Source organism: Glutamicibacter sp. AGC46, from assembly GCF_053543715.1.
The window spans coordinates 603,045-623,096 of sequence record NZ_JBLVOJ010000024.1 but is presented as its reverse complement, the minus strand read 5'-3'; the positions used below and the strand labels follow the sequence as shown (position 1 = coordinate 623,096).

14 protein-coding genes are annotated in these 20,052 nt (G+C 58.2%); 8 read left to right on the top strand and 6 right to left on the bottom strand.

Annotated features, from left to right (window positions below; translation table 11 throughout):
- Positions 1-54 precede the first annotated feature (54 nt).
- Positions 55-399 (top strand): DUF6176 family protein, encoded by a 345-nt coding sequence (locus tag ACNPM8_RS14835; RefSeq protein WP_332728145.1) that lies wholly within the window; start codon positions 55-57, stop codon positions 397-399.
- Positions 400-472: 73 nt separating this feature from the next.
- On the opposite strand, the gene ACNPM8_RS14830 is transcribed toward ACNPM8_RS14835, so the two are convergent.
- From ACNPM8_RS14830 to ACNPM8_RS14820, 3 genes are read right to left on the bottom strand one after another with little or no spacing between them, the layout of a single operon-like run.
- A complete protein-coding gene (locus ACNPM8_RS14830) occupies positions 473-3,799 on the bottom strand; it encodes an ATP-binding protein (protein WP_448940102.1) in 3,327 nt (1,108 codons plus the stop codon).
- Between the two features lie 3 nt (positions 3,800-3,802).
- Positions 3,803-4,489, bottom strand: coding sequence for a DUF4194 domain-containing protein (locus ACNPM8_RS14825; protein ID WP_105661625.1), 687 nt, complete (start codon positions 4,487-4,489; stop codon positions 3,803-3,805).
- Positions 4,486-5,946 carry a DUF3375 domain-containing protein gene (locus ACNPM8_RS14820; RefSeq protein WP_434693657.1) on the bottom strand — a complete coding sequence of 487 codons (1,461 nt, stop codon included), beginning with the start codon at positions 5,944-5,946 and terminating at the stop codon, positions 4,486-4,488. Before ACNPM8_RS14820 ends, ACNPM8_RS14825 begins: the two co-directional genes overlap by 4 nt.
- Positions 5,947-6,173: 227 nt before the next feature.
- On the opposite strand from ACNPM8_RS14820, the gene ACNPM8_RS14815 reads away from it, so the two are divergent.
- Positions 6,174-7,430 carry a polysaccharide deacetylase family protein gene (locus tag ACNPM8_RS14815; protein ID WP_434693658.1) on the top strand — a complete coding sequence of 419 codons (1,257 nt, stop codon included), beginning with the start codon at positions 6,174-6,176 and terminating at the stop codon, positions 7,428-7,430.
- A 21-nt stretch (positions 7,431-7,451) separates the two neighbouring features.
- Here ACNPM8_RS14815 and ACNPM8_RS14810 read toward each other — a convergent pair whose 3' ends face one another.
- Positions 7,452-10,907, bottom strand: coding sequence for a TM0106 family RecB-like putative nuclease (locus tag ACNPM8_RS14810; protein ID WP_448940101.1), 3,456 nt, complete (start codon positions 10,905-10,907; stop codon positions 7,452-7,454).
- Positions 10,908-10,984: 77 nt separating this feature from the next.
- A complete protein-coding gene (locus tag ACNPM8_RS14805) occupies positions 10,985-11,305 on the bottom strand; it encodes a hypothetical protein (protein ID WP_434693662.1) in 321 nt (106 codons plus the stop codon).
- A gap of 157 nt (positions 11,306-11,462) precedes the next feature.
- Between ACNPM8_RS14805 and ACNPM8_RS14800 the strand changes: the two genes are divergently transcribed.
- Positions 11,463-12,182 carry a M50 family metallopeptidase gene (locus ACNPM8_RS14800; protein ID WP_434693663.1) on the top strand — a complete coding sequence of 240 codons (720 nt, stop codon included), beginning with the start codon at positions 11,463-11,465 and terminating at the stop codon, positions 12,180-12,182.
- On the opposite strand, the gene ACNPM8_RS14795 is transcribed toward ACNPM8_RS14800, so the two are convergent.
- Positions 12,174-13,307 carry a YihY/virulence factor BrkB family protein gene (locus ACNPM8_RS14795; RefSeq protein ID WP_166650682.1) on the bottom strand — a complete coding sequence of 378 codons (1,134 nt, stop codon included), beginning with the start codon at positions 13,305-13,307 and terminating at the stop codon, positions 12,174-12,176. The genes ACNPM8_RS14800 and ACNPM8_RS14795 overlap by 9 nt on opposite strands.
- A 664-nt stretch (positions 13,308-13,971) precedes the next feature.
- Here ACNPM8_RS14795 and ACNPM8_RS14790 point away from each other — a divergent pair.
- The 5 genes from ACNPM8_RS14790 to ACNPM8_RS14770 all read left to right on the top strand — a co-directional run bounded on the left by ACNPM8_RS14790 (position 13,972) and on the right by ACNPM8_RS14770 (position 19,787).
- The gene (locus ACNPM8_RS14790) at positions 13,972-14,715 is read left to right on the top strand and encodes a LysM peptidoglycan-binding domain-containing protein (RefSeq protein ID WP_105661631.1); all 744 of its coding nucleotides are present in this window, start codon (positions 13,972-13,974) and stop codon (positions 14,713-14,715) included.
- A 530-nt stretch (positions 14,716-15,245) separates the two neighbouring features.
- Positions 15,246-16,337, top strand: a complete 1,092-nt coding sequence (locus ACNPM8_RS14785; protein WP_434693665.1) for a CoA transferase — start codon at positions 15,246-15,248, stop codon at positions 16,335-16,337.
- A gap of 308 nt (positions 16,338-16,645) precedes the next feature.
- On the top strand, positions 16,646-17,896 hold the full coding sequence (locus ACNPM8_RS14780) for a hypothetical protein (protein ID WP_434693667.1): 1,251 nt from the start codon (positions 16,646-16,648) through the stop codon (positions 17,894-17,896).
- Positions 17,893-18,831 carry a 2-dehydropantoate 2-reductase gene (locus ACNPM8_RS14775; RefSeq protein WP_434693669.1) on the top strand — a complete coding sequence of 313 codons (939 nt, stop codon included), beginning with the start codon at positions 17,893-17,895 and terminating at the stop codon, positions 18,829-18,831. Before ACNPM8_RS14780 ends, ACNPM8_RS14775 begins: the two co-directional genes overlap by 4 nt.
- Positions 18,825-19,787 carry an AEC family transporter gene (locus ACNPM8_RS14770; protein ID WP_434693672.1) on the top strand — a complete coding sequence of 321 codons (963 nt, stop codon included), beginning with the start codon at positions 18,825-18,827 and terminating at the stop codon, positions 19,785-19,787. Before ACNPM8_RS14775 ends, ACNPM8_RS14770 begins: the two co-directional genes overlap by 7 nt.
- Positions 19,788-20,052 lie beyond the last annotated feature (265 nt).

Sequence of the window (20,052 nt, the reverse complement as noted above, 5' to 3'; positions counted from 1 at the left end):
TTTCAGGACCACTGTCTTTTCCGCAGGTGCGGCTCAAGCCCATAGGCTGTAGACATGAAAATTGAACTCACTCGATTCCGAGTTCTGCCAGGCAAATCAGCGCTAGCCAATGAATGGCTGGAATTCCTGAACAGCAATATGCCCGCGGTGCTTGAAACCCTGGAAGGCGAAAAGATGTACGTGGAGACGATCTTCAGCGAAACCCTGGATGGCGTCGACTACCTCTACTGGTACAGCATCCAAGGCGAGGGCGGTGCCGCGGTGCAGGACTCTGCACATGAAATCGACAAGGTGCATCTCAGGTATTGGAAGCAGTGCATCGATCCAGGCTTCGCACCCCAAGAGCTGTCCCCGCGGGTGGTCATGATCCCTGAACGCGTGCAGCGCAGCATGGTCTAGAGGCGAAGCACCAAGGCACGAGGTCCAGAACTCGCTATGGCGACTTCTGGACCTCGTGCCTTGTACTGGATGTTCAGCTGCGCAGGGTAATCGTTGTGGCCATGGCCGGGGAACGGCCGGTGGTCACGAAGCCTGAGATATTGGAGCCAGGGTGCTTGATGATATCCGTGATGGATCCCAGATGGCGGCTCAAATCGATCTTGTCCTCGGGGGCCGCGAGCACCAGATGGAAACCGAACTCCTGCAACGCGCGTATGCCTGCCGCTGCATATTCGGAGTTGGCTTGAATGAACGCCTCGTCGATCATCACAGTGCCGTAGGAAGTGAACCCGGCTGAAGCGAAGCCCAGCTGGTAAGCCAGGGCAGCACCCATGATGAAGGATGTGAAGCGCTGGCCTTCGCCGCCGGAGAGCGTCCCGGGTTCCAAGCCGGTCTCAATCTCCCCATTGGGCTTGTGCTCATTGCAGCTGATCATCACATGCTGGCGGACATCGAGCACGGTCGAACGCCATGAAGCCATCGCCGGGTCGCTGAGTGCGGTAACCAGTGCCTCCAGCGCTTGGTAGGAGCTGGCCAAGGTGGATTCGTCCTTGGTGGTGTAAGCCTCCTGCAATGCGTCCTTCAGGTCCTTGCGGAAGGTACCGGCCTCAACTGGAATCGCATTTACTGCTTCCAGGCGAAGGACCGACCCATGCTCGAAAGTCACCTCTGCCAGAATCTGGTTCAGCGGCTTGATGCGTTCGGAGATCATCCGGCGCTCTTCATCCAGCAACTGCAAGAGGTCGCTGAAGCGTTCATAGGAACGGTTCGCGAAGTATTCGCGGAACTGCGCCTCATGGTGCGGCAGGCCATCGGCCACGATCTGGTCGTGCAGCTGCGCGTAGTGCTCAGCTGCTTCAGCGGTGGTGCCATGGGTCTGCGCGTGCGAGGTGCCGAATTCACGGGCAAAACGACGGAAGGTTTCGCTCAGCGCGCCACCGATTTCCTGTCGCTGCGACTGCAAGGAATTGACCTGGCTGCCCAGCTGGAGCTTGACCTCGGCAAAGGCTTCGCTGATTTGTTCACTGGCAGGGCAGTTCCCTGCAATCACTTGCTGGAGAACCGGGCCAAGCAGCTGATGCTGGCGCAGCGCGGACGGGATGCTCTGCTCCCATCCGGTCCCCAAATCATCGCTGGTGGACAGGATCTGCTGTGCACGCTGCACCTGCAAGCCAAGATCTGCAATGCGTGAACGAACCAGTGCGAGGTCCCCGACCAGGGTTTCTGCCTCGGCCTTCGCCGTTTCGATTTGCTGGCGAACCCGGGAGGAATCCCCGGACAATGCCAAGGCATCGCCGAGCTTCTGCTCGATGCGGCGCAAGGCTTCCAGTGCCTCGGACGCGTCGAACTGGCCAAAAGTCCGCTCATCGGCAATGAGGGCCTGCAAGAGCTGGGTTTTGGCCACGATCTTGTTCTTCGCCGCACTGCGTTCATCGGCAGCCTGGTGGGCCTGGACGATTCTCTCATCCAGCCGTGCCGCCTTGGACTGCAACTCGGCGATCTTCGACTCGTTGGTGAAGCCCAGCAGGTACTCGGAAGCAGGCAACGTGCGGGTATCGCGCTCGAAGCTTCCGGTTCCGGATTTGATGGTGCCGGCCGGGGTTATCGCCTTGGGGTGCACATGCATGGCTGCATCGTTCTCAACACAGGCCAATGGGTAGTCGGCGGTGATCTTCGCCTTCAGCCAGGTTCCGGCTTCGCCGGGCGCGAAGTCCAGCTTGGCCACCAGGTCTGCCGGGCCGGCTTCAGCGGTGCGCGGCGGCTGTGAAATGTCGCTCCACCGCACGCGGCCCAAGCCGTCGAGTTGATCAATGGCGTGGGTGACTTGGGTGAGCAGCTCCCCGGGAACCAGCAGCGTGCGGGCCAAGGAGTGCAAGGCCTTTTCAGCGGCCAAACGCCAGGTACCGGCATCGGCCGAGACATCCATGAGCTCGCCAGCGAAGGGAAGCTGTTCTTCCTTGAGCGAGCAGGCCGAAGCGATGGCACGGCGGGCGGCTATCGAACGGTCATCGATATTGCTGGCCCGGCGCTGGTAGGAGCGGATCTGGTCAGCCAACGTTTCTGCGCGCTTGCGCAGGTTGACCAAGGTGGCCATGGCCTCGTACTCAACGGTCTGGGCATCATGCGTAATCGAGCTGAGCTGCTGCAAGGTACGTGCCGCGTTGGCCCGCAGCTCATCCAGGCCGGTGGCCGAGAATTCGAAGGCCAAGCCAGCATCCGAGGCCTGCTGCTGCAGGGTCCGGATGACGTACTCCTTCTCGCTCAATGCCTTGCGAGCCACATCGGCCTCGCGCTCCAGCAGCATCAGGGAAGCAGAGCCCGCAGAGTCGTGGGCAGCCTCCAGCGACGCCAGCTGGTCATCGAGCTTTTCCTTGCGCTTACGCAGCTCGGCCTCTTCGGCCTTGAGCTTGGCTAGCTCCGTTTCGTGGGAGTTCAGGTCATTGCGCAGCACCAGCTGGCGGACCTGGGTTTCCAGGGTGTGCACGTCGCTTTCCAGCAATTGCCGGGCGGTGGCGATCTGTCCAGCCAAGGAACGGTAGGCCTGATCCTGCTCCGGCACCTGCGCGAGCACGTCACGCTGGGCGCGGGCGGTATCCAGCTGGCGGTAGATGCCACGCAAATGGGCAAAGTCTTCCACTGCTGCGGACGCGGCCTTCAACGTGGCTGGTTCTTCCAGCACTTCGTGGCGGAAGAACTGGTTGACGCCCTTGGCCAGGCCCTTGCCATTTTGCAACGTGCGCAACAGGGCAAAGGCCTTGTCGCTTTCGACGCCTAAACGGCGGCGCAATCGCTCAATGAAAGCCTTGTGGGTATCGAATGCCTCGCTCGGTGCCAGGGCCTTGGACAGCGAGGACACGGTAAAGCGGCGTGGGCCGTGGTTTTCCAGCTCCGCAATATTGACCTTGCCCTCGCACAACAGATAGTGCTTGGAGACCTGTCCTTCCAGACCGGCATCGGGCAGATCGAAGACCGCGCCGGCTGTAACGGTGTTGCCCATGCCATCGTCGTAGCTGAGCACAATGGCGCTCCACGTCGCGCCGGGGCGCTGGTAGACAGTGCCGGCGCTGGTTTTGAACTTGCGCCCGCGCATGTAGGAGAACGTGGTGCGGCGGTCCTCGCGGGTGGCCGCGTCATTGGCCGATTCGTTCAGGCGGGGCGTTGCAAAGAAGACGTGGCCCATCGCATCGAACAAGGTGGATTTGCCCACGCCCGGATGGCCGGTGACCAAGGTGCCGGCGCGGTCCACGGCCAGATCATGCAAGCCGTGGAAGGTTCCCCAGTTAACTATTTGTACCCGGCTCAGCCGATGCTGGCCTGGGTTGAGTGCCCCGCCCAGCGGGAGAGTCATTTCAATGCTCATCGGTTACTCCTGCACCAACTCGGGGGTCTGCTCTGCGAGGTCATCAGCTTCTTCGGCTCCCAGGCTGAAAGCTGGATCATTAGCGTCGATTGCCGCGATGTAGCGTGGTATGTCCTGGATATTGGTGATCGGCAGCGCCATCGCCAGGGCCGGGGAAATGCGGAACTCGTTCTCCAGCTCGGTGCCGGTCAGCAGGCGCAGAGCCTGCAGGCGGGTTACCGCAGCATCGCAGGACTCGGCAAAGCGCTTGTCATCGCGGTCTGAGGTCTGGCGGTGCTCGGCCAGGATCTCGTGCATGCCCGCACGCGAAATCACGGCATCGCTGCCGCTGCCTGAATGCTGTTCGAGCAACAGCCGCAGCCGCAGGGCGAGCAGGGTTTCATCACGCTTCAGCGGACGGCGCGGAGCGATAGGGGAGGTGTGGACCTGTTCAATCTGGACGGGGGCAAGCATGGCGATCTTGCGGTCCATGTCCAGCTGCAGTGCCAAGAAGATCTCGGAGAAGTAATCGCTGATGCTCTGCTGCTGGTCCAGCAGCAGTTGCCAAGCCGAGGCATCGATGGACCCATCAAGGTACGGGCCGCGCAACAACCGGACCAGCAGCTGGCGCAGCGGCAGCGGGAACTTCCCGGTATCGCCCTCGAACAATGGTTCGGTGATCGGTGCGGCGTATGAATCGCTCTTGGTCATAGCGGCTCCTTCGTAAAGCTTAACGCGGGCAGGATTGCGGTTCGCATCGAACCATCGAGTTGCTGGAAATGGATGCTGAGCAGATCGCTCTCGTTCAGCGATTCGCCATTGGTGCGCCCGATTTCCACGAGGGCACGAATGGAGTTCAAGTGCCGCTGCCCGGCATCCAAGGATTCGAAGACTTCATCCAACCGGATCGAACCGGAACTGGACTGGCCCAGATGCCGGGTGATCGATGCACGCAGCAGTGGCATGTCCGCCTGGGGCGTCGAGGGATTACGCACAATGTCGGCTTCGCTGAATTCTGGCGCTTGAGCCAGCGGAGGCGGAGCCACATGCTCGGATGGGTCGTAGATTCCAAGACCGGAAAGGGTGACGAACTGCGGAGCGAAGAGCTCCATCGGGGCCAAGCCGCTGCGGGGCTTCAGGCTCGTGGACTTGCTGATCGCCAGTTCAGCTTCTCGGACCGCTTGGCGCAATAGCTCGGCCTGCTTGTAGTCCTCGGACTGCACGAATGCGTGCAGGGATTCAGAGAGCTTGCCATAGGAGGCATGGACTTCAGCTGCCTGGCGGCGCAATTCACGCAACAGGTTAGTAAGGATCTGGCGTTCGGGCGTTTCCAGGTCATCTACGAAGTCGCGGTCCAGGACTTCGGCCAATGCGGCGCGGAAACGCTGCTGCGCTTCCGGGGAGTTCAGGAATTCAGTGAATCCGCTGAAGGTTTCGCCTTCGGCAGTGGAACGCAACTGACGGTCAGCTTCAAGAACCTGGCCCACAGCTACGCCCTTGGCTGTGGAGGCATCCAGAATGCCTTCACGCAATGAATGGAGCATATCCTGGACGCCGTCGCGCATGCGTCGGAAATCTGCTGGCAAACTCGATGCCAGATCGAGTACGGAACGTGTTGCCGACAAGGCGGTCGTGCGAGAAAGCACCGCCGGGTCATCCCCGCTGCGCAGCTGGTCGATTTGGGCTTGGCGCAGCGCGATCTGGGATTCGAGGGCACGGATACGTGCTTCGGGATCCGGATCGGTTTCGTGGGCCAGCGATTCCAGGGAAGAAAGCAACGTGTTCAGGCGAGACGAGTTCAAATGCGAATCGTCGGTGGAAAAATCCGCCAGGTAGCGCAGGGTGCGCAGGGTCTGCGCACTGGGTTCATACACGAAGCGCCCATCAATCAGCGGACGAGCCAGAATTCCCTGCTTGACCCATGTTTCGGCGAAATCCTGGGCCGAATACGAGGCGGGAATCTGGTCATCGCTTTTGCGCGCTTGCTTCAGGAAGGAATCCAAGGAGGCATGGAAAAGTTCCAATGCGATCCGTGAACGGTCTGCGGTGAACTCTGCGCGGATGAAGGCCACAGCCCACGGCTGGGCGGTCAGAAGCCGATACGCTGCCGAGCTTTTGAACTGCTGGGACTGAAGCCACAAACTATTCGCGCGGTGCGAGGGCTGCATGTACTTCCTTGATCTTTGGGACGCCTAACCAATCAATTCTAAATCATTGGACTCCTTCCAAAATGTGAGCTCCCTAAAAGCTGAATGTTAGACATCGCTCAAGTTCGGTAATTCATCCTGAAAGGGTGTTGCCTCCAGCGCTACCTGTGTAGGGTCGAAATAACCAGATGACAACTCGTTTTCTTCCGGCCTGGCGGGCACGGTGGAGGTCACGGAGGTCGAAGCCATTGAAGAACCCACGATTGGTGATTTCGCTCGGGTTGGCGCTGGGGCTTGCCGGGTGCAGTGCTACACAGGAGCCGCCAACGCCGGCCCCGGATCCTGCTGCCGTTGAAAAGGCTGAGCAGGAAGAAGCACGAGTGGACGGCGTGAGAGCCGAGATCAACCGGCTAGCTGACGGATACGACTATGACGCGGCGATTAAACTCGCCAAGAAAGACAGCGCCGAACAACTGAACCAGATGGCCAGCGGCCTAGAGGAAGAGAAAGGGCAGGTTTCAGCTTGGGAAGAGCCGAACAACATACCTCACCTGTTCTTCCACTCGCTGATTGTCGATCCCGGCAGGGCCTTTGACGAAGGCAGCAGTTCGCAGGGGTACGCCGACTACATGGTGACCCAGAAGGAATTTGCAGCCATCCTCGACGAGCTGTATGCGCGTGATTATGTCCTGGTCAACCCGGAAGATTTCGCCTCGCTCGACGGCCAGGGGCAGATGGAGTATCGGGATATCATGCTGCCCCAGGGCAAGAAGCCAGTGGTGCTGTCCATCGATGACCTGAGCTATTACGAATACATGGAAGGTGATGGCTTCGCCAGCAAGCTGGTGCTGGATAAGGACGGCAAGGTCCGCAACGAATACGTCGATGCGGAGGGCAAAACGCAGGTTGGCGCTTTTGACGTCACCACGATGGTCGATGACTTTGTAGCGGAACATCCCGATTTCACGTATCGGGACGCTCGCGGCCTGATCGCCATGACCGGATACAACGGCGCATTCGGCTACCGCACCTCTGCCAGCCAGTATCCCCAGAGCAAGACTCTGGAAGCTGACCAGAAGAAGGCGGCGGAGATCGCAGAAGCGATGAAGAACAGCGGTTGGGTTTTCGCGTCCCATTCATGGGGGCACATTGCCACCGGGACAGTCAGCATGGATCGGCTCAAGCGGGACACCAAACTGTGGAAAGCCGAAGTCGAACCGATCGTGGGAAAAACCGGGCACTACATCTATCCTTTTGGATCGGATATTGCCCGGACCCAGCGTTACGCGGGGGACCGGTACCAGTTCTTCAAGGACCAGGGGTTCGATTACTTCTACGGCGTTGACGGTACGACTCGCACATGGATGCAGCAGGGCGATGAGTACCAGCGGCAGATGCGCATCAATGTGGATGGGTTGCAGTTCGCCAAGGAACTGCGCGGTGACCGGCCAGTCCTGGGAAGTTTCTTCAAAGTCGAGGATGTGATTGACCCGGCGCGCGAATGACCGGGCCAATCCATCATCAAGCTACAAAGCCATGAAGGCACCGAGCTGCGAGAGCGCCGATGGGTTGGAAGGCAGATAATCGGTGAGCCTTTCGCTGCGCACGATGATGGCCTTCCATTGGCCGCGGGAAATCGCAACGTTGATGCGATTGCGGTTAAGCAGGAATTCGATGCCACGCGATGCATCGGTGGCGCTGGAACATGCCATGGTCATCAGCACAACTGGTGCTTCCTGTCCCTGGAACTTGTCAACCGTTCCCACCTTGACCGCCGATAGCCCTTCAGCTTCGAGGACATCGCGCACCAGATTTACCTGGGCATTGTAGGCAGCAACTACCAGGATGTCAGCGGCACCCAATGGACGGGCAGGCATGCCTGCCCCCGGACTCCACATCATTCCCAGATGCTCGCGGACCAATCGGACAATGGCCCCGGCTTCTTCGGCGCTGCTGACCGTGTTGCCTCGATGTTCAACGAACACCGTCTCGACCCCGGCCGGTGTGCCTTCGAGTTGCCGCAACCCGGCGGCGTCTGCCGAGAACAGCTGGTGGTCATAGCTCAATGCCGAAACCTTGGCGCAAAGCGCTGGATGCATTCGCCATGAAGCTGCCAGGAAGTACCCCAATTCGGCTGGCAGCACTGGTTCGCCGCCGGAAAGCCAGCCGAGCGCCGATTCGTCCACCGGCTGAGGATGAGTGCCCTGGGTGACCTGGGGCAACTGCTGGGGATCACCGAGCAGCAGCAAATTGCGGGCTGCTCGTGAAACCGCCAAGGTATTGGCCAGTGAGAACTGCCCGGCCTCATCGATCACCAGCAAATCCAGGCTATCCGCGGGGACTTTCGAACCGGTCAGCGTCCAGGCAGTACCTCCAATGAGCCCGCCGCCCGATGCGTGGAGAACTTCAGTCAAGGAATCCTTGGACGTGCCGGCCCAGGGGACCGGATCATCGTGCTTGACTTCCTTGGCTACTGCCTCGGGATCGACCCCGGCCTGCACCGCTTTCCGCAGGACGTTTTCAACTACTGCATGGGACTGGGCAACCACGCCAATCTTCCATCCGTAATCAACGAGTTCACGGATCACATGCGAAGCGACGAAGGTCTTGCCGGTCCCCGGAGGGCCTTGTACCGCAAGATAGGAATTATCAAGATCCTTCAACGTCTCGACCACGGCAGGATAGATCTGCGCCTGTCCATCAACCAGGGCTGGATCCACCGGTGCCGCAAGGGTTTTCAGGCGTGGCGGAATCCGCCGCAGGATGTCGATGCCCGGCCGTTCCGGAAGCACCGGTACGGTGGAGCCCACCCGCTGGGCGATCTCCTTGAGCGCTGCATCGATGCTCATCGTCGCCAACGGCTTATCCGGAGCCAATGCGCATGGATGGGCACCGTAGGCAGGGATCTTGCCGCTGGTTTTCTCCGCAATGGTAATCCAGCCCGGACCGAGCTCGACTACGGTGGCGTTGAATGCGCCGCCGCGCACGGAGTCGTCAACGGCCATGCCTTCAGGCAACGGAGCATCAAACATGGCGAACACTGATGAGCCGGGGGAGAGCAGGGATCCTTCCGCCAAGGTTCCCTGCAATCTCGTCACGCGCGTAGAGGTGCGCGCCCGAGGGGTGGCCTTATGCCAATCCTCGAGTACTTCCGCAGCGTCCACAATGAACACTCCCCGGGCGTCGCTCCAATCATCCATTGGCGCGGACAAGCGGTCGAAGTGTTCCCACCAGAACTGCTTCTTTTCACGCCGGTTGTAACCGGTCGCAGCGGCGACCATCGCGATCGCGCGGTCATCGTTGCTCAGCGCGTGGGCGTGGGGAAGCTGCGCAAGGTAGTTTTGCAGCCGAAGCTCTTCGGCGGTGGGCTCGTATTCGTCTGCGGCCGGGCCTGGCTCAGGCATATCCGGCAGAGTGCCAGGCGCCTCATCGCTGAGCGAAAGCAGCCAATCCCGCAAGCGCAAAGTGGAAAGGCAGTCGTACTCGTTGTAATCGGCAATCGACTCGAGGATCGCTTCAGCGGCCCCGTCGTTCTTCGAATCCCGCGCCAGCATGTACTGGGCGTAAGCGACCACCGATGCTCCGGCATCGGTGACATCCCCGGAGCGAAGGTGCTCTCCCATGTACAACGGTTCAAGCTTCTTGATGGAGTATGAGCGGGTGGAAACTACCAGGGCGTTACGCACGGTCTCGTAGAGATCGACAAGCAGGTTCTCACGCAGCCACTGGTCGACTTCGTCCTCACCGGCAATGTGCACCTGCGAGAGCTTGCGCAGGGCAGTTTTCTCATAGGGCGCATAGTGGTAGACCTTCATGCGCGGGAACCGCTGGCGGCGTTCTTCGACATAGGCAATGAAGTCCAGGAAGGCTTGGCGTTCTTCGGCGCGGCTATGGGCCCAGAAGGGTTTGAACACCGGCACCCCGGTGTCATATTCGATGACGCCGAAGAGGTATTCCAGGCCCCAGGAGCCGTCGGAAGGTTCCTGGTAGAGCGGGTCGCCCTCGAAATCGAAGAAGATGTCGCCTTGATCAGGTCGCGGCAGCGAAGAGATCGGGCCTTCGTTCTTCACCCGGTAGGAGACGCCGTGGACCATGCCATCGCTCTGGGCCAGCCCCAGCTGCATTCTGGCCTGCTCCGCGGCACGATGCAGCGAGGTGCCTGGTTCAGCCTCTAGCTCGGCGAGCTGGTCAATGGTGGAAATGCCGCGGGCGCGAAGTTTTTCTCGCTGCACCATGGACATGCCAGCGACCAATAGCAGGTCGCGGGTTTCCTGGGCCTGCTCTTCGCAATAATCGCAACGGCCGCATAAGCGCAGTTCATCGGAGTTCCACCGAACTGGCTGGTTGGCCGCACGGTGTTCCTGCACCATCGTCACGAATCGTTCACGCTGGGCCCGGAAGACTGGCAGCACTTCGTCAACCCGATGCACCGAATGCGTCCCGTCGCCGAGGACCAGCGTTGCCGAGGTGGACACGGGGAGCCCTTCTGCCAGCATCTGATCCGCGTAGGCTGCGATCTGGAGCAGGGCGCTGACCCTTGCATGGCGGGCGAGCTTGGTATCCCATACGGCCCAGGTGCCGTCTTCCTGGCGGACCAGGAAGTCGGCAAAGCCGATGAAAGCCCCATCGAAGAAGGTGGCCTGGAAAATGACATCGGCGCCGTTGCGAAGCACGTGCATGGTCGCTTCGTGGGCTGCCCGAAGACCGGCCGCGGACATCTGTGGGCGATCAGTGAATTGCTTGATGCCGGTTCCCGTCGCCGGGTCGTATTCGCCATAGGCAGCTATCAGGTCTTTGAGGACGTTCTGCTCATGGGCGTCGCCGAGCACCGCTGTTCGTTCCAGCATCTCGTCTCGTGCCTTGTCAGGCTTGGGACGCAGGCCGAGTTTCACGTCCAGCAGGTACAGGGACTGGTAATTGCAGTCAACGGAGACTGACAGGTCACTCGCTGAGAAGATGAACTGATCATCTAGAAAGAACACGGGGCCTGGGCCTTTCGTTGACTTGTTTCCTACCTAGTCAACGTAGCACCAGACCCCGACAGATTCGCTGATGCCGCTTAGGACAGCTCGTCTTTGTTCTCCTTGGGGCCGCCAAGAACGAGCGAGAGAATGGCAACGCCGGCAGTCACCGAGTTCACCGCTGGCCACGCACCGATTTTCTTGGCCAGCGGATGCGAAGCGCCGAAGCCTCCGAGATAGGCGCTGATCAAGGCAATGGCTTTAGCGGTTCCAGCATCTTTCTTCCAAAGCAGGAAGGCGCCGGCACCTGCAGCACCGAGCACAACGGCAGCCAGCGGGCGCTTCTTGGTGGCACGACCGGTAGCGTAACCGCCCACTAAACCGGTGGTGGCCAAGGCGGTTGAAACGATGCGAGACATGAGACTCCTCCAGATATACGGCACAGTGTTCCGCTTTGCAGACTATGCCCGTCACCTGTGATGTTTCCCAGAAAGTCGGGAAATGCACTCGCCGGTCACTTTGTGGCCGGTGGGGCTTGCAAGAATGAGTAATACCGAACGCCGATGAGGAGCAGGAATGAATCTAGATATTGCCCAGGCCTGGGAGCGGCTCTCGCAGCCGGTGAACGTGGCCCTGAACCAGTGGCAGTGGCTGATCGTTGCGTCCTTGATCCTGCTATTGGTGGTCCCTCGTCCGGTCTGGCGGATCACCGGCTTGTACTCCACGCTGATTCATGAGCTCGGCCATATCATCGCGGCCTTATTCACGGGCAGATACGTGGCTGGCTTGCGGCTGGGCTGGGATCATTCCGGAGAAGTGCGGAGCATTGGACGGGGCAAGATTTCTGTCATCATCTCCGGGATTTTCGGGTACCCCGCACCGATATGGGTTTCAGCTTTGATGCTGTGGGGCATATCCACGGGCTATTCCGGGCGGGCGCTCGGCATCTACGCGTTGCTGTTCCTGCTGGCGCTGATCTTTGTCCGAAATTGGCCGGCCTTTATTGTGTGCACTATTAGTGCACTCGTGGCATTGGCAGTAGTCTTCTTTGCGCCGGTCGAAGCGTACCTGTACCTGGCTTTGCTTATCGCCGGGTTCTTGCTGCTGGCTGGCCTAAAAGACTTCGTCAAGCTTCTTTCGGTACATGTTTGGAGACGCCACGATATCGCCCAGTCCGATGCGTACCTGATCGCCGAGGCTACCCGGACCTTCGCCTCATTGTGGGTTGTGGTGATTCTTGTTCTGGGTTCCGGCGGCCTGTGGTGGGCACTGCAGAGCTTATCGGGACTATTCTGAGCCCCTGCGCAGATCGCGTTTGGTTTTCATGCGGCTAGCGGTCCAGGCCGCCACGGCAACCAGCCCCATGGGGAGCAGCTTCGTCTTGCGCTTAGGCTTCGTGGATGGATCCCTCTCCATATCTTGCAGCGGGTCGCCACCGTGCTTGATACGGATTTCCTGGGCCTGGACGAGGTCCTTGTATGTTGCCAATTCCTGCTTGGCTACTAACGTGTCATCACGCAGTGGAAGAAGTACGTCATCTATGGCAGGCATGCCCGTGCGAAGCTGGCGGAGGCGGATGAATTCGATATCCACCAAGGCTCCGAGGAGCAAAGCGATGTTGCTGATCCAGCAAGCAAGAATCAAGATGATCACCCCGCCAATGGTTCCGTAGGTGGCGGAGTAGCTGGCGAACTGCGAAACATAAATACTGAAACCGAATACCGACAGTCCCAGGATCACCAGAGCTGTCAGTGTGCCGGGCGAGAACCAGCGGAATTTCGTTGGCTTGACGTTGGGGGTGAAGTAGTAAAGCAAGGCTAGAACCAGGAGCAGCATAATGAGCATCAATGGCGGCTTGGCGATATTCAGCACGAGCACAAAGCTGTCGCCCATGCCAATAATATTGCCGATTCCGCGGGCGACGGAGCCAGAAGCGAGCAGCAGCACCAGGGTCACGACGGCAACCAGCATGATCAGCACGGTAATCAGGAACATCTGAGGACGGCGCTTCCACTGGGGGCGGCCTTCCGGCGCCCCGTACAGCCGGTTCAACGCGCGGCTGAATGCCGTGACATATCCAGAAGTACTCCACAGCGCGCCGAGTGAACCGGCCAGGATTGCCCAGAACGTTCCGCTAGCTTGGGATGCCAAGCCAGCGAGCAGCTGTTCGGCCGTGTCGAGCAATTGCTGGGAGTCGCTACTTGCAGATTGTCCGTTCGGGGCGAGGCTCTGCTCTAGCAGCTCCATAATCCATTTGGTGCCGCTTTCGCTGGCACCGGCCAAAGACAGGAGCGAGATCAATGCCAGTAATCCGGGGAACATGGCAAGAACCATGAAATAGGATAGGGAAGCTGCAACGTCTAGTCCATCGTTGCGAAAGAATTCCCGCAGGGCCCGGGGGTAGCAGGTCAAGGATTCCATGAATCGGTCTTTGCTTGTGCTGCCTCGTACTGGCATTGAGTTCCCCTGTCTGACTGATGAAATCAAACCTACAGCGCTGGCTTCTTGAAACAAATTACCTCAGGGCAATTCAGCTGTCCTGTTGCTTGAACGTCGCGGTGTGTCCATCGCCCGGGAGGTCTTGCAAGTGGCAGCGAGGAAAAGGCCGTCTGCCGGAGAAAAATTGCCCCTTCGGGTTGCCCGACGCCGGGGTTTTTGGACGCAGCTATTCCAGCTTTGGCGAAGGCGGCATGCAACCTTGAAGGGAGCTGGGCACGGCCCACAAATGAATTGCAAGCTATATCACAGCGAGCTGGATAATCTCCACTTTTGGAAAGTAACATTTTCGTTGCTTGATATGGGGATCATGGTGATTTTCCGACCCGATTCAAAATTTTTTTCTGGCCAATTGACCTGTATTTACGGGGTTTCTGACCGTTTCCTGAGTTGCGAGGGTGGTGGGTTGGTGCGTTATGGTCATTCATAACGTTTCGATAACACTCGCAGTGTTATGGGGAAACAGGTACTGCCGGGACTTCCAAACCGCTCACCAGGGCAGTATTTAATCAAAGTCGAAATGCGACGCTGAGTGGTGCACGAGGATGGTCTAGGAAGACCTGAGCGCGGGAAGAGCAACTGGAGAATCATGATCCAGCAGAAGACCAAGAACTTGATCCGCCGCGGTGGAGCCTCGCTGGCCGCCGTTGCAGTTGCCGGCACCGCAATCGTTGCAGCTTCCGCACCAGCTAATGCCGCAGGCACCTGGGACAAGCTGGCTCAGTGCGAGTCCGGTGGCAACTGGTCCATCAACACCGGCAATGGCTACTACGGTGGCCTGCAGTTCTCGCTGTCCACTTGGAAGGCGTTTGGCGGTTCGGGCATGCCTCACCAGGCTTCGAAGGCCGAGCAGATTCGCGTTGCAACCAAGGTCCAGGCATCCCAGGGTTGGGGCGCATGGCCAGCATGTACCGCAAAGCTGGGCATTAGCGGTTCCCCTTCGGGTTCCGCGACTCCGCAGAAGCAGGCTCCTCAGCAGCAGGCAGCACCAAAGCAGCAGGCAGCACCAAAGCAGCAGGCAGCACCAAAGCAGCAGGCAGCACCAAAGCAGCAGGCAGCACCTAAGCAGCAGGCAGCTCCGGTTCAGAAGCAGGCTCCTAAGCAGCAGGCAGCTCCAAAGCACGCTGCTCCAGCTCCAAAGGCACCAGTGTTCAACATTGACGTGACCGATTCGGGCAAGGACTACACCGTCAAGTCCGGCGATACCTTGGCTAAGGTTGCCGACCAGCTTGGCGTCAAGGACTGGCGTGGCCTGTTCGTCTTGAATGACGACCAGCTGAGCAACCCAGACCTGATCATGGTCGGGCAGACCCTGAACGTTCCAGCGAACTAATTCCGCAGAGCTTCAGATAACCCGCGTCGTGTATTTTTACGCGACGCGGGTTTTCCGTTTACCGACTGCCTGGATCGAAGTGGTGATTTTCCGCGTATAGGCTGAGGTTCATGCTGCATTCCGAAGATGAGCGCGTGGCCGAGGGCCATATCCTGGGTTCGGGGTTTACCGCGCACAGATTGCTCGAGACGGCAGGTGATTGCCCTGTTACTGGGCCCGCGGTTTGGTGGGCTGGTCCTTTGAACGCGGAGAAGCTCGCAGCTCTATCCGTTGGCTTGGTATGTTCCGCCCTTAATGATCTTGCCGCTGCCTCACCATGGCTCGCCACGGCGACGCCGGATATCGCAGCTGCCTTCGCGTCCTCTGCCCACTTGCGCATCGCGGGGCAGAAACCACAAGGTTTTGCTCGATATTCGGGATTCTACCGAACGGCCGACGGCTGGATCAGAACCCACGCGAATTACCCTCACCATGAACGCGCGCTCCACTCTGCATTGGGAACATCTTCGGGGATTGACATCGCCGACGCAGTGGCAAGCCTTTGTGCCCACGATGCCCAAGAACGCATCGTCGCCGCTGGTGGAATAGCCGCGCAGGTGCGATCCCGTCAACAGTGGCTCAGCTCGGCAGAGGGCCAAGCGGCCGGCAGCGGGCACTGGGCTCAATTCCGCATGCGCCCAACAGGTTCGGCTCCGGTCTGGAAATTTGACCCGCGTGCAGCAATGCCCCTTCGAAGGTTGAAGGTTCTGGATCTCACACGGGTTATCGCTGGCCCCACCGCAACCAGGACGCTGGCAGCCCTTGGCGCACAGGTCTTGCGCGTGGATGGGCCGCTGCTCCCCGAATTGCCTTGGCAATATGTTGATACCGGATTCGGCAAGCGCAGCACGCTGCTGGATTTGAAAAACGCAGCAGGGCAGGCGCGGATCCACGAACTGCTGCAGGATGCTGATGCCGTCCTCTTGGGCTATCGCCCCGGGGCTTTGGCCAAGGCAGGGCTTGGCGGGGATGAATTAGCCCAGCGGTACCCGCAGCTCGTTGTTGCTGAATTAGGTGCGTGGGGCTTCGAAGGACCCTGGGCCCAACGGCGCGGGTTCGACAGTATCGTGCAAGCTGCCACCGGCATCTCGGAGGCTTACCGTGGTAACGGGCAATCACCGGGCGCATTGCCGGTGCAGGCTTTGGACCACGCCACTGGCTACGGGCTCGCTGCTGCCGTCATCGCTTTGGTTCGGGCGCGCAGTGTCCAAGGGCGTACCGGGTCGGTGCGATTCTCCTTGGCTCGGACCGCTCATGCGCTGTTCGCCTTCGACGCCCCGCAACGCCCCGCTCAATTCGACGGTGGCGTGCGGCTGAAGCGGGTGGAAAGTACTTTCGGCACCCTTGAGTACCACGCTGCCATCCCAATCTCGGTGGCAAGGGACCTACCGTCGGCGTTCCTATTTGCTTCCATTGTCCTGGCGAGGTGGCTCCGAGCTGGACGGGTGCAGTGTGTCTTTATCCTCCTGGACTACCAGGAACCCTTGTTCATCCAGTGGGCTTTTCACTACTTGATCCCTTGTAGCTGCATCTCATGGGAGGAGACATGCCATCACGGTGTTGGCCAGGTGATTTTCCGGTAGTACTTCCCCAGGTGTCCAAAATTTTTTGTCCAACCCGCAACGGGGGCTTGCACTCACCGTCTATACAATCCTGATTCTACGCTTGCAGATGGAAATCATTGTCTGACAGAGCACTTATGCAAAGAGAATGTTCTGAAGTGAATCATCTGTACATCTACTGGGTCCTTTGTGGCCGATTATGAAGAGAAGCAGCACAAATCAAAATTTCACACTCTGGTTATTTGCTTCCACCATTTGAAATTTAATGTTGTGATGGTGGAGACCGCTACTAGGGGCATCATCAAACTTCATTCCAGGAGACTCACACTATGGCACTAAAGCTGCCTGCGGGGCATACCCCTAGATACGAAAATTTTGAAATCGCCGGAGTTTCGGATGAAACGATCCGTGAGGGCCTTGAACGAGCCCTCTTCGGCGCAACTGATGAGCGAAAACTACAGCTCGTCGAAGCCTTGTCGGATGCTGGTATCCGCGACATCGACATGGGCTCAGGCATCCAGGAACCAAAGTTCCTGCTGCGTTGCCTAGACGCACAGCAGTACTTTGGCCGCATCCATCCGGACACGAAATTTGTTTTCAACCTGACACTGAAGTCTTGGGAACCAATTTCTCACATTCTGGCCAAGCTTCCCACGGATTACCTCTCGCAGATCCAAGTTTCATTGGGAATGGTCGAGTTCCACGAAGAAGAAGACCTCCTCACCAAAGTCCACGGCCGCTTGAGCGAAATCGGAGTAGGATCATTCCGATCGAGCATTTTGAACGCCTTCTCGACTCACATCGAAGAAGAACGGTACGAGTTCATCAGCCGCCAAATCCGACGAGTCAGCGAACTCGGTATTGATCTCGTCCGTGTGAATGATTCCATCGGTTCCTTGATTCCCGACGCAACCGCCATTCTGGCAGCAAATCTGACCCGTGATTTCCCTGCCACCAACTTCTACCTTCACTCTCATGATGATCGCGGTCTGGGGCTAGCAAATTCTCTGGCATCAATTTTCAACGGTTTCCAGATTGTCGAAGGCGGTGTCGCAGGCTTCGGTAACCGTGCTGGACTGGCAAACCTCGAAGTTTTGAGCAAGATCTTCGAAGAACGCGGCATCACAGTCAAGGGAACTCCCCTCGATACCCAGAAACTAATTAAGGTCGCTTCCCTGGCAGAAGAAACTTTCTTGGTTGCGCCATCGGTTTACCGCCCTGTGAGCGGCATTTTGACTGAGGAAGAAAACGCGGGAATTGTCAATGTGCCCGACTTCTTGGACATCGAACGCTCGGTTCGTTACTTCCTCAATCCAGTCGGTCTATTCCCCGACACGATCGAACAGATCCTCATTAATGCCGGGTTCCCACAGGAACAACTTACTGATCCTGGATTCGTTCAAGCCATCATTGATCGCCTGAACGATAAACTGCAGAACCACCTCTACCCCCAGAAAGAGGCGCAGTACGCGAAGGTCATGCAGGCTATCCATGACCTACATAGCGATGTTGTCCGCCTCGACGAGGTCCAGAGCGTGGCAATGGAACTGCTTCAGGAACGAGTTGAGGTCAAAGCATGAAGATCGGTGTTGTAGGAGCCGGGGGCGTCGGAGCATACTTTGCAGCAGTGCTGACGCGCGCCGGGCATGAGGTACATATTGTCGCCACTGAACGCCACATCGAACCTGTTCGTCTCAAGGGTTTGCAGGTAACGACAGGGGACGGCATTTCGGGGTTTACTGTGCAACCAGCAAGCATCACCACAGACGCTGCTCAGATTGGTGAATGCGATGCTGTGATCATGGCTAGCAAAGCGGGGCAAGTAAAAGATGTCTTGAGCACAGCATCGGCACTTATCGGTCAAGACACTGCTGTATTGCCCCTTCAGAATGGTGTGACTGCCTCCCAGCAAATCACGGAGGCACTAGGTGAAGGTCATGCTTTGGGCGGTGTTTGCATGATTATCTCGTACCTAGTCGAGCCAGGTATCGTGCACCATGTCGGAGGTCAACCAGCGATTACTCTCGGAGAATTGGACGGCAGCGTAACCAACCGAGTGCGCGACCTTGAAATTGCCCTGATCGAAGCACACGTTCAAGCCATAATTTCGACGGATATCGTGACAGACATGTGGCGAAAATTCATGCTGATCACATCATATGGCGGCGTTGGCGCGCTGTCACGTGAACCAGTCGGCCGCACCCGAACCAACGAGCTTAGCCGAAGCCTTGTCCAGGATGCGATGAGGGAGGTCGCCCGGCTTTCAACTGTTGCCGGCGCCACACTTGACGAATCAGATGTAGCCAAGATGATGGATCAGTACGATGCTTTCAAGCCGGATAGCACTGCCTCGATGCAGCGTGACTTGGCCGCGGGCCGACCTTCAGAAATCGAAGAGCAAAGCGGCGCTGTAGTCCGTATCGCAGCTGCGCACGCAGTAGAGGTGCCAATACACAACACCATCTATCGTGCATTGAAACTACTTGATGGAGCTAACGAACTCATCTCATGCTAGTTAATGTTCTTCTCAGTGTTCTGCCGCTGTTCCTTATTATGCTCATTGGCTTCTTCGCTAGTCGTTCAGCAAAGTTCGGGACAGGGGCAGAACCTGCCATCAGCGCCTTTGTTTTCTATATCGCGCTTCCTGCACTACTTTTCAAAGTCGTCGCTGAAGCACCACTGGACGATGGCATCCCACCGGCATTTCCAATAATTGTCATTGTTTCCTGCACGATATTCGCTGTCTTCAACATCTCGATCAGCAGGTTATTACTACGGCAAAACAAGACCAAAGCGCTTCAGTATGCCCTGAGCTCCGGGTACGGAAACGTCGCCTACCTAGGTGTGCCAGTTGTTATAGGACTCGTGGGATCACAAGCGGGACTGGCCGCCGGAATCGGCCAATTGACCCACAACCTATACTTCATGCTGCTCTACCCGGTGCTGTTCCCACTGCTAGCCGGGGGACAATCCCACGGATCCAATGGCGCAAAAATAAAAGCAGCAGTCGATAAAGCGATTCTCAAGAATCCTGTGGTTTGGGGAATTGCTGCTGGCCTACTAGTAGCTTTGGTGAAAATCGAACTTCCAGCTCCGGTTGTGCAGACAACTGACTTACTCGCCGTGGCAGCAGCGCCAGGTGCACTCTTTGCCATCGGTCTCACGCTGAGTCGAACTGTTAAATCGTTGAATGAAGGACGAATTTCAGTCCTACCGCTGATCACGGGCACGGCCAGTAAACTGTTAGCACTTCCGCTCATCACGGTCGCTATCGCAGCGCTTCTTCCCCCAATGCCAGGAGATTGGTATCAGGCTCTGATTTTGATGGCCGCCATGCCGACCTCCGCCACCGCCTTCATATTGGCGCAAGCAGAGGATGAGAACTCGGAAGCTACGGCCACGACTATAGTTCTTACTTCAGGATTAGCGATCATTTCTATCCCGGTGATTTCAATGCTTTTCTTGGCGTAGTTCGAACGGTAGCTGCTGGTAGATGATGACCACCTATGCAGGCAAGTTTCGGTGTTATGGAAGCACCACAAGTTGTTGTTCAGGCTGTATCAATATGTGGTGTCCGTTATTTGCCGCCTGATGGGGACATACCGTGTGCTGTGCCTGAAGCCGGCCGGTAGCTGCTGCGTGCTGTTTGGGTTTCTGGCCGGATAAAAATCAGGGGTGCGGAAGTTGTCACGTGCGTCTATCTGGCCAAGGCTGATAACGGTTGATCTGTTTTTAT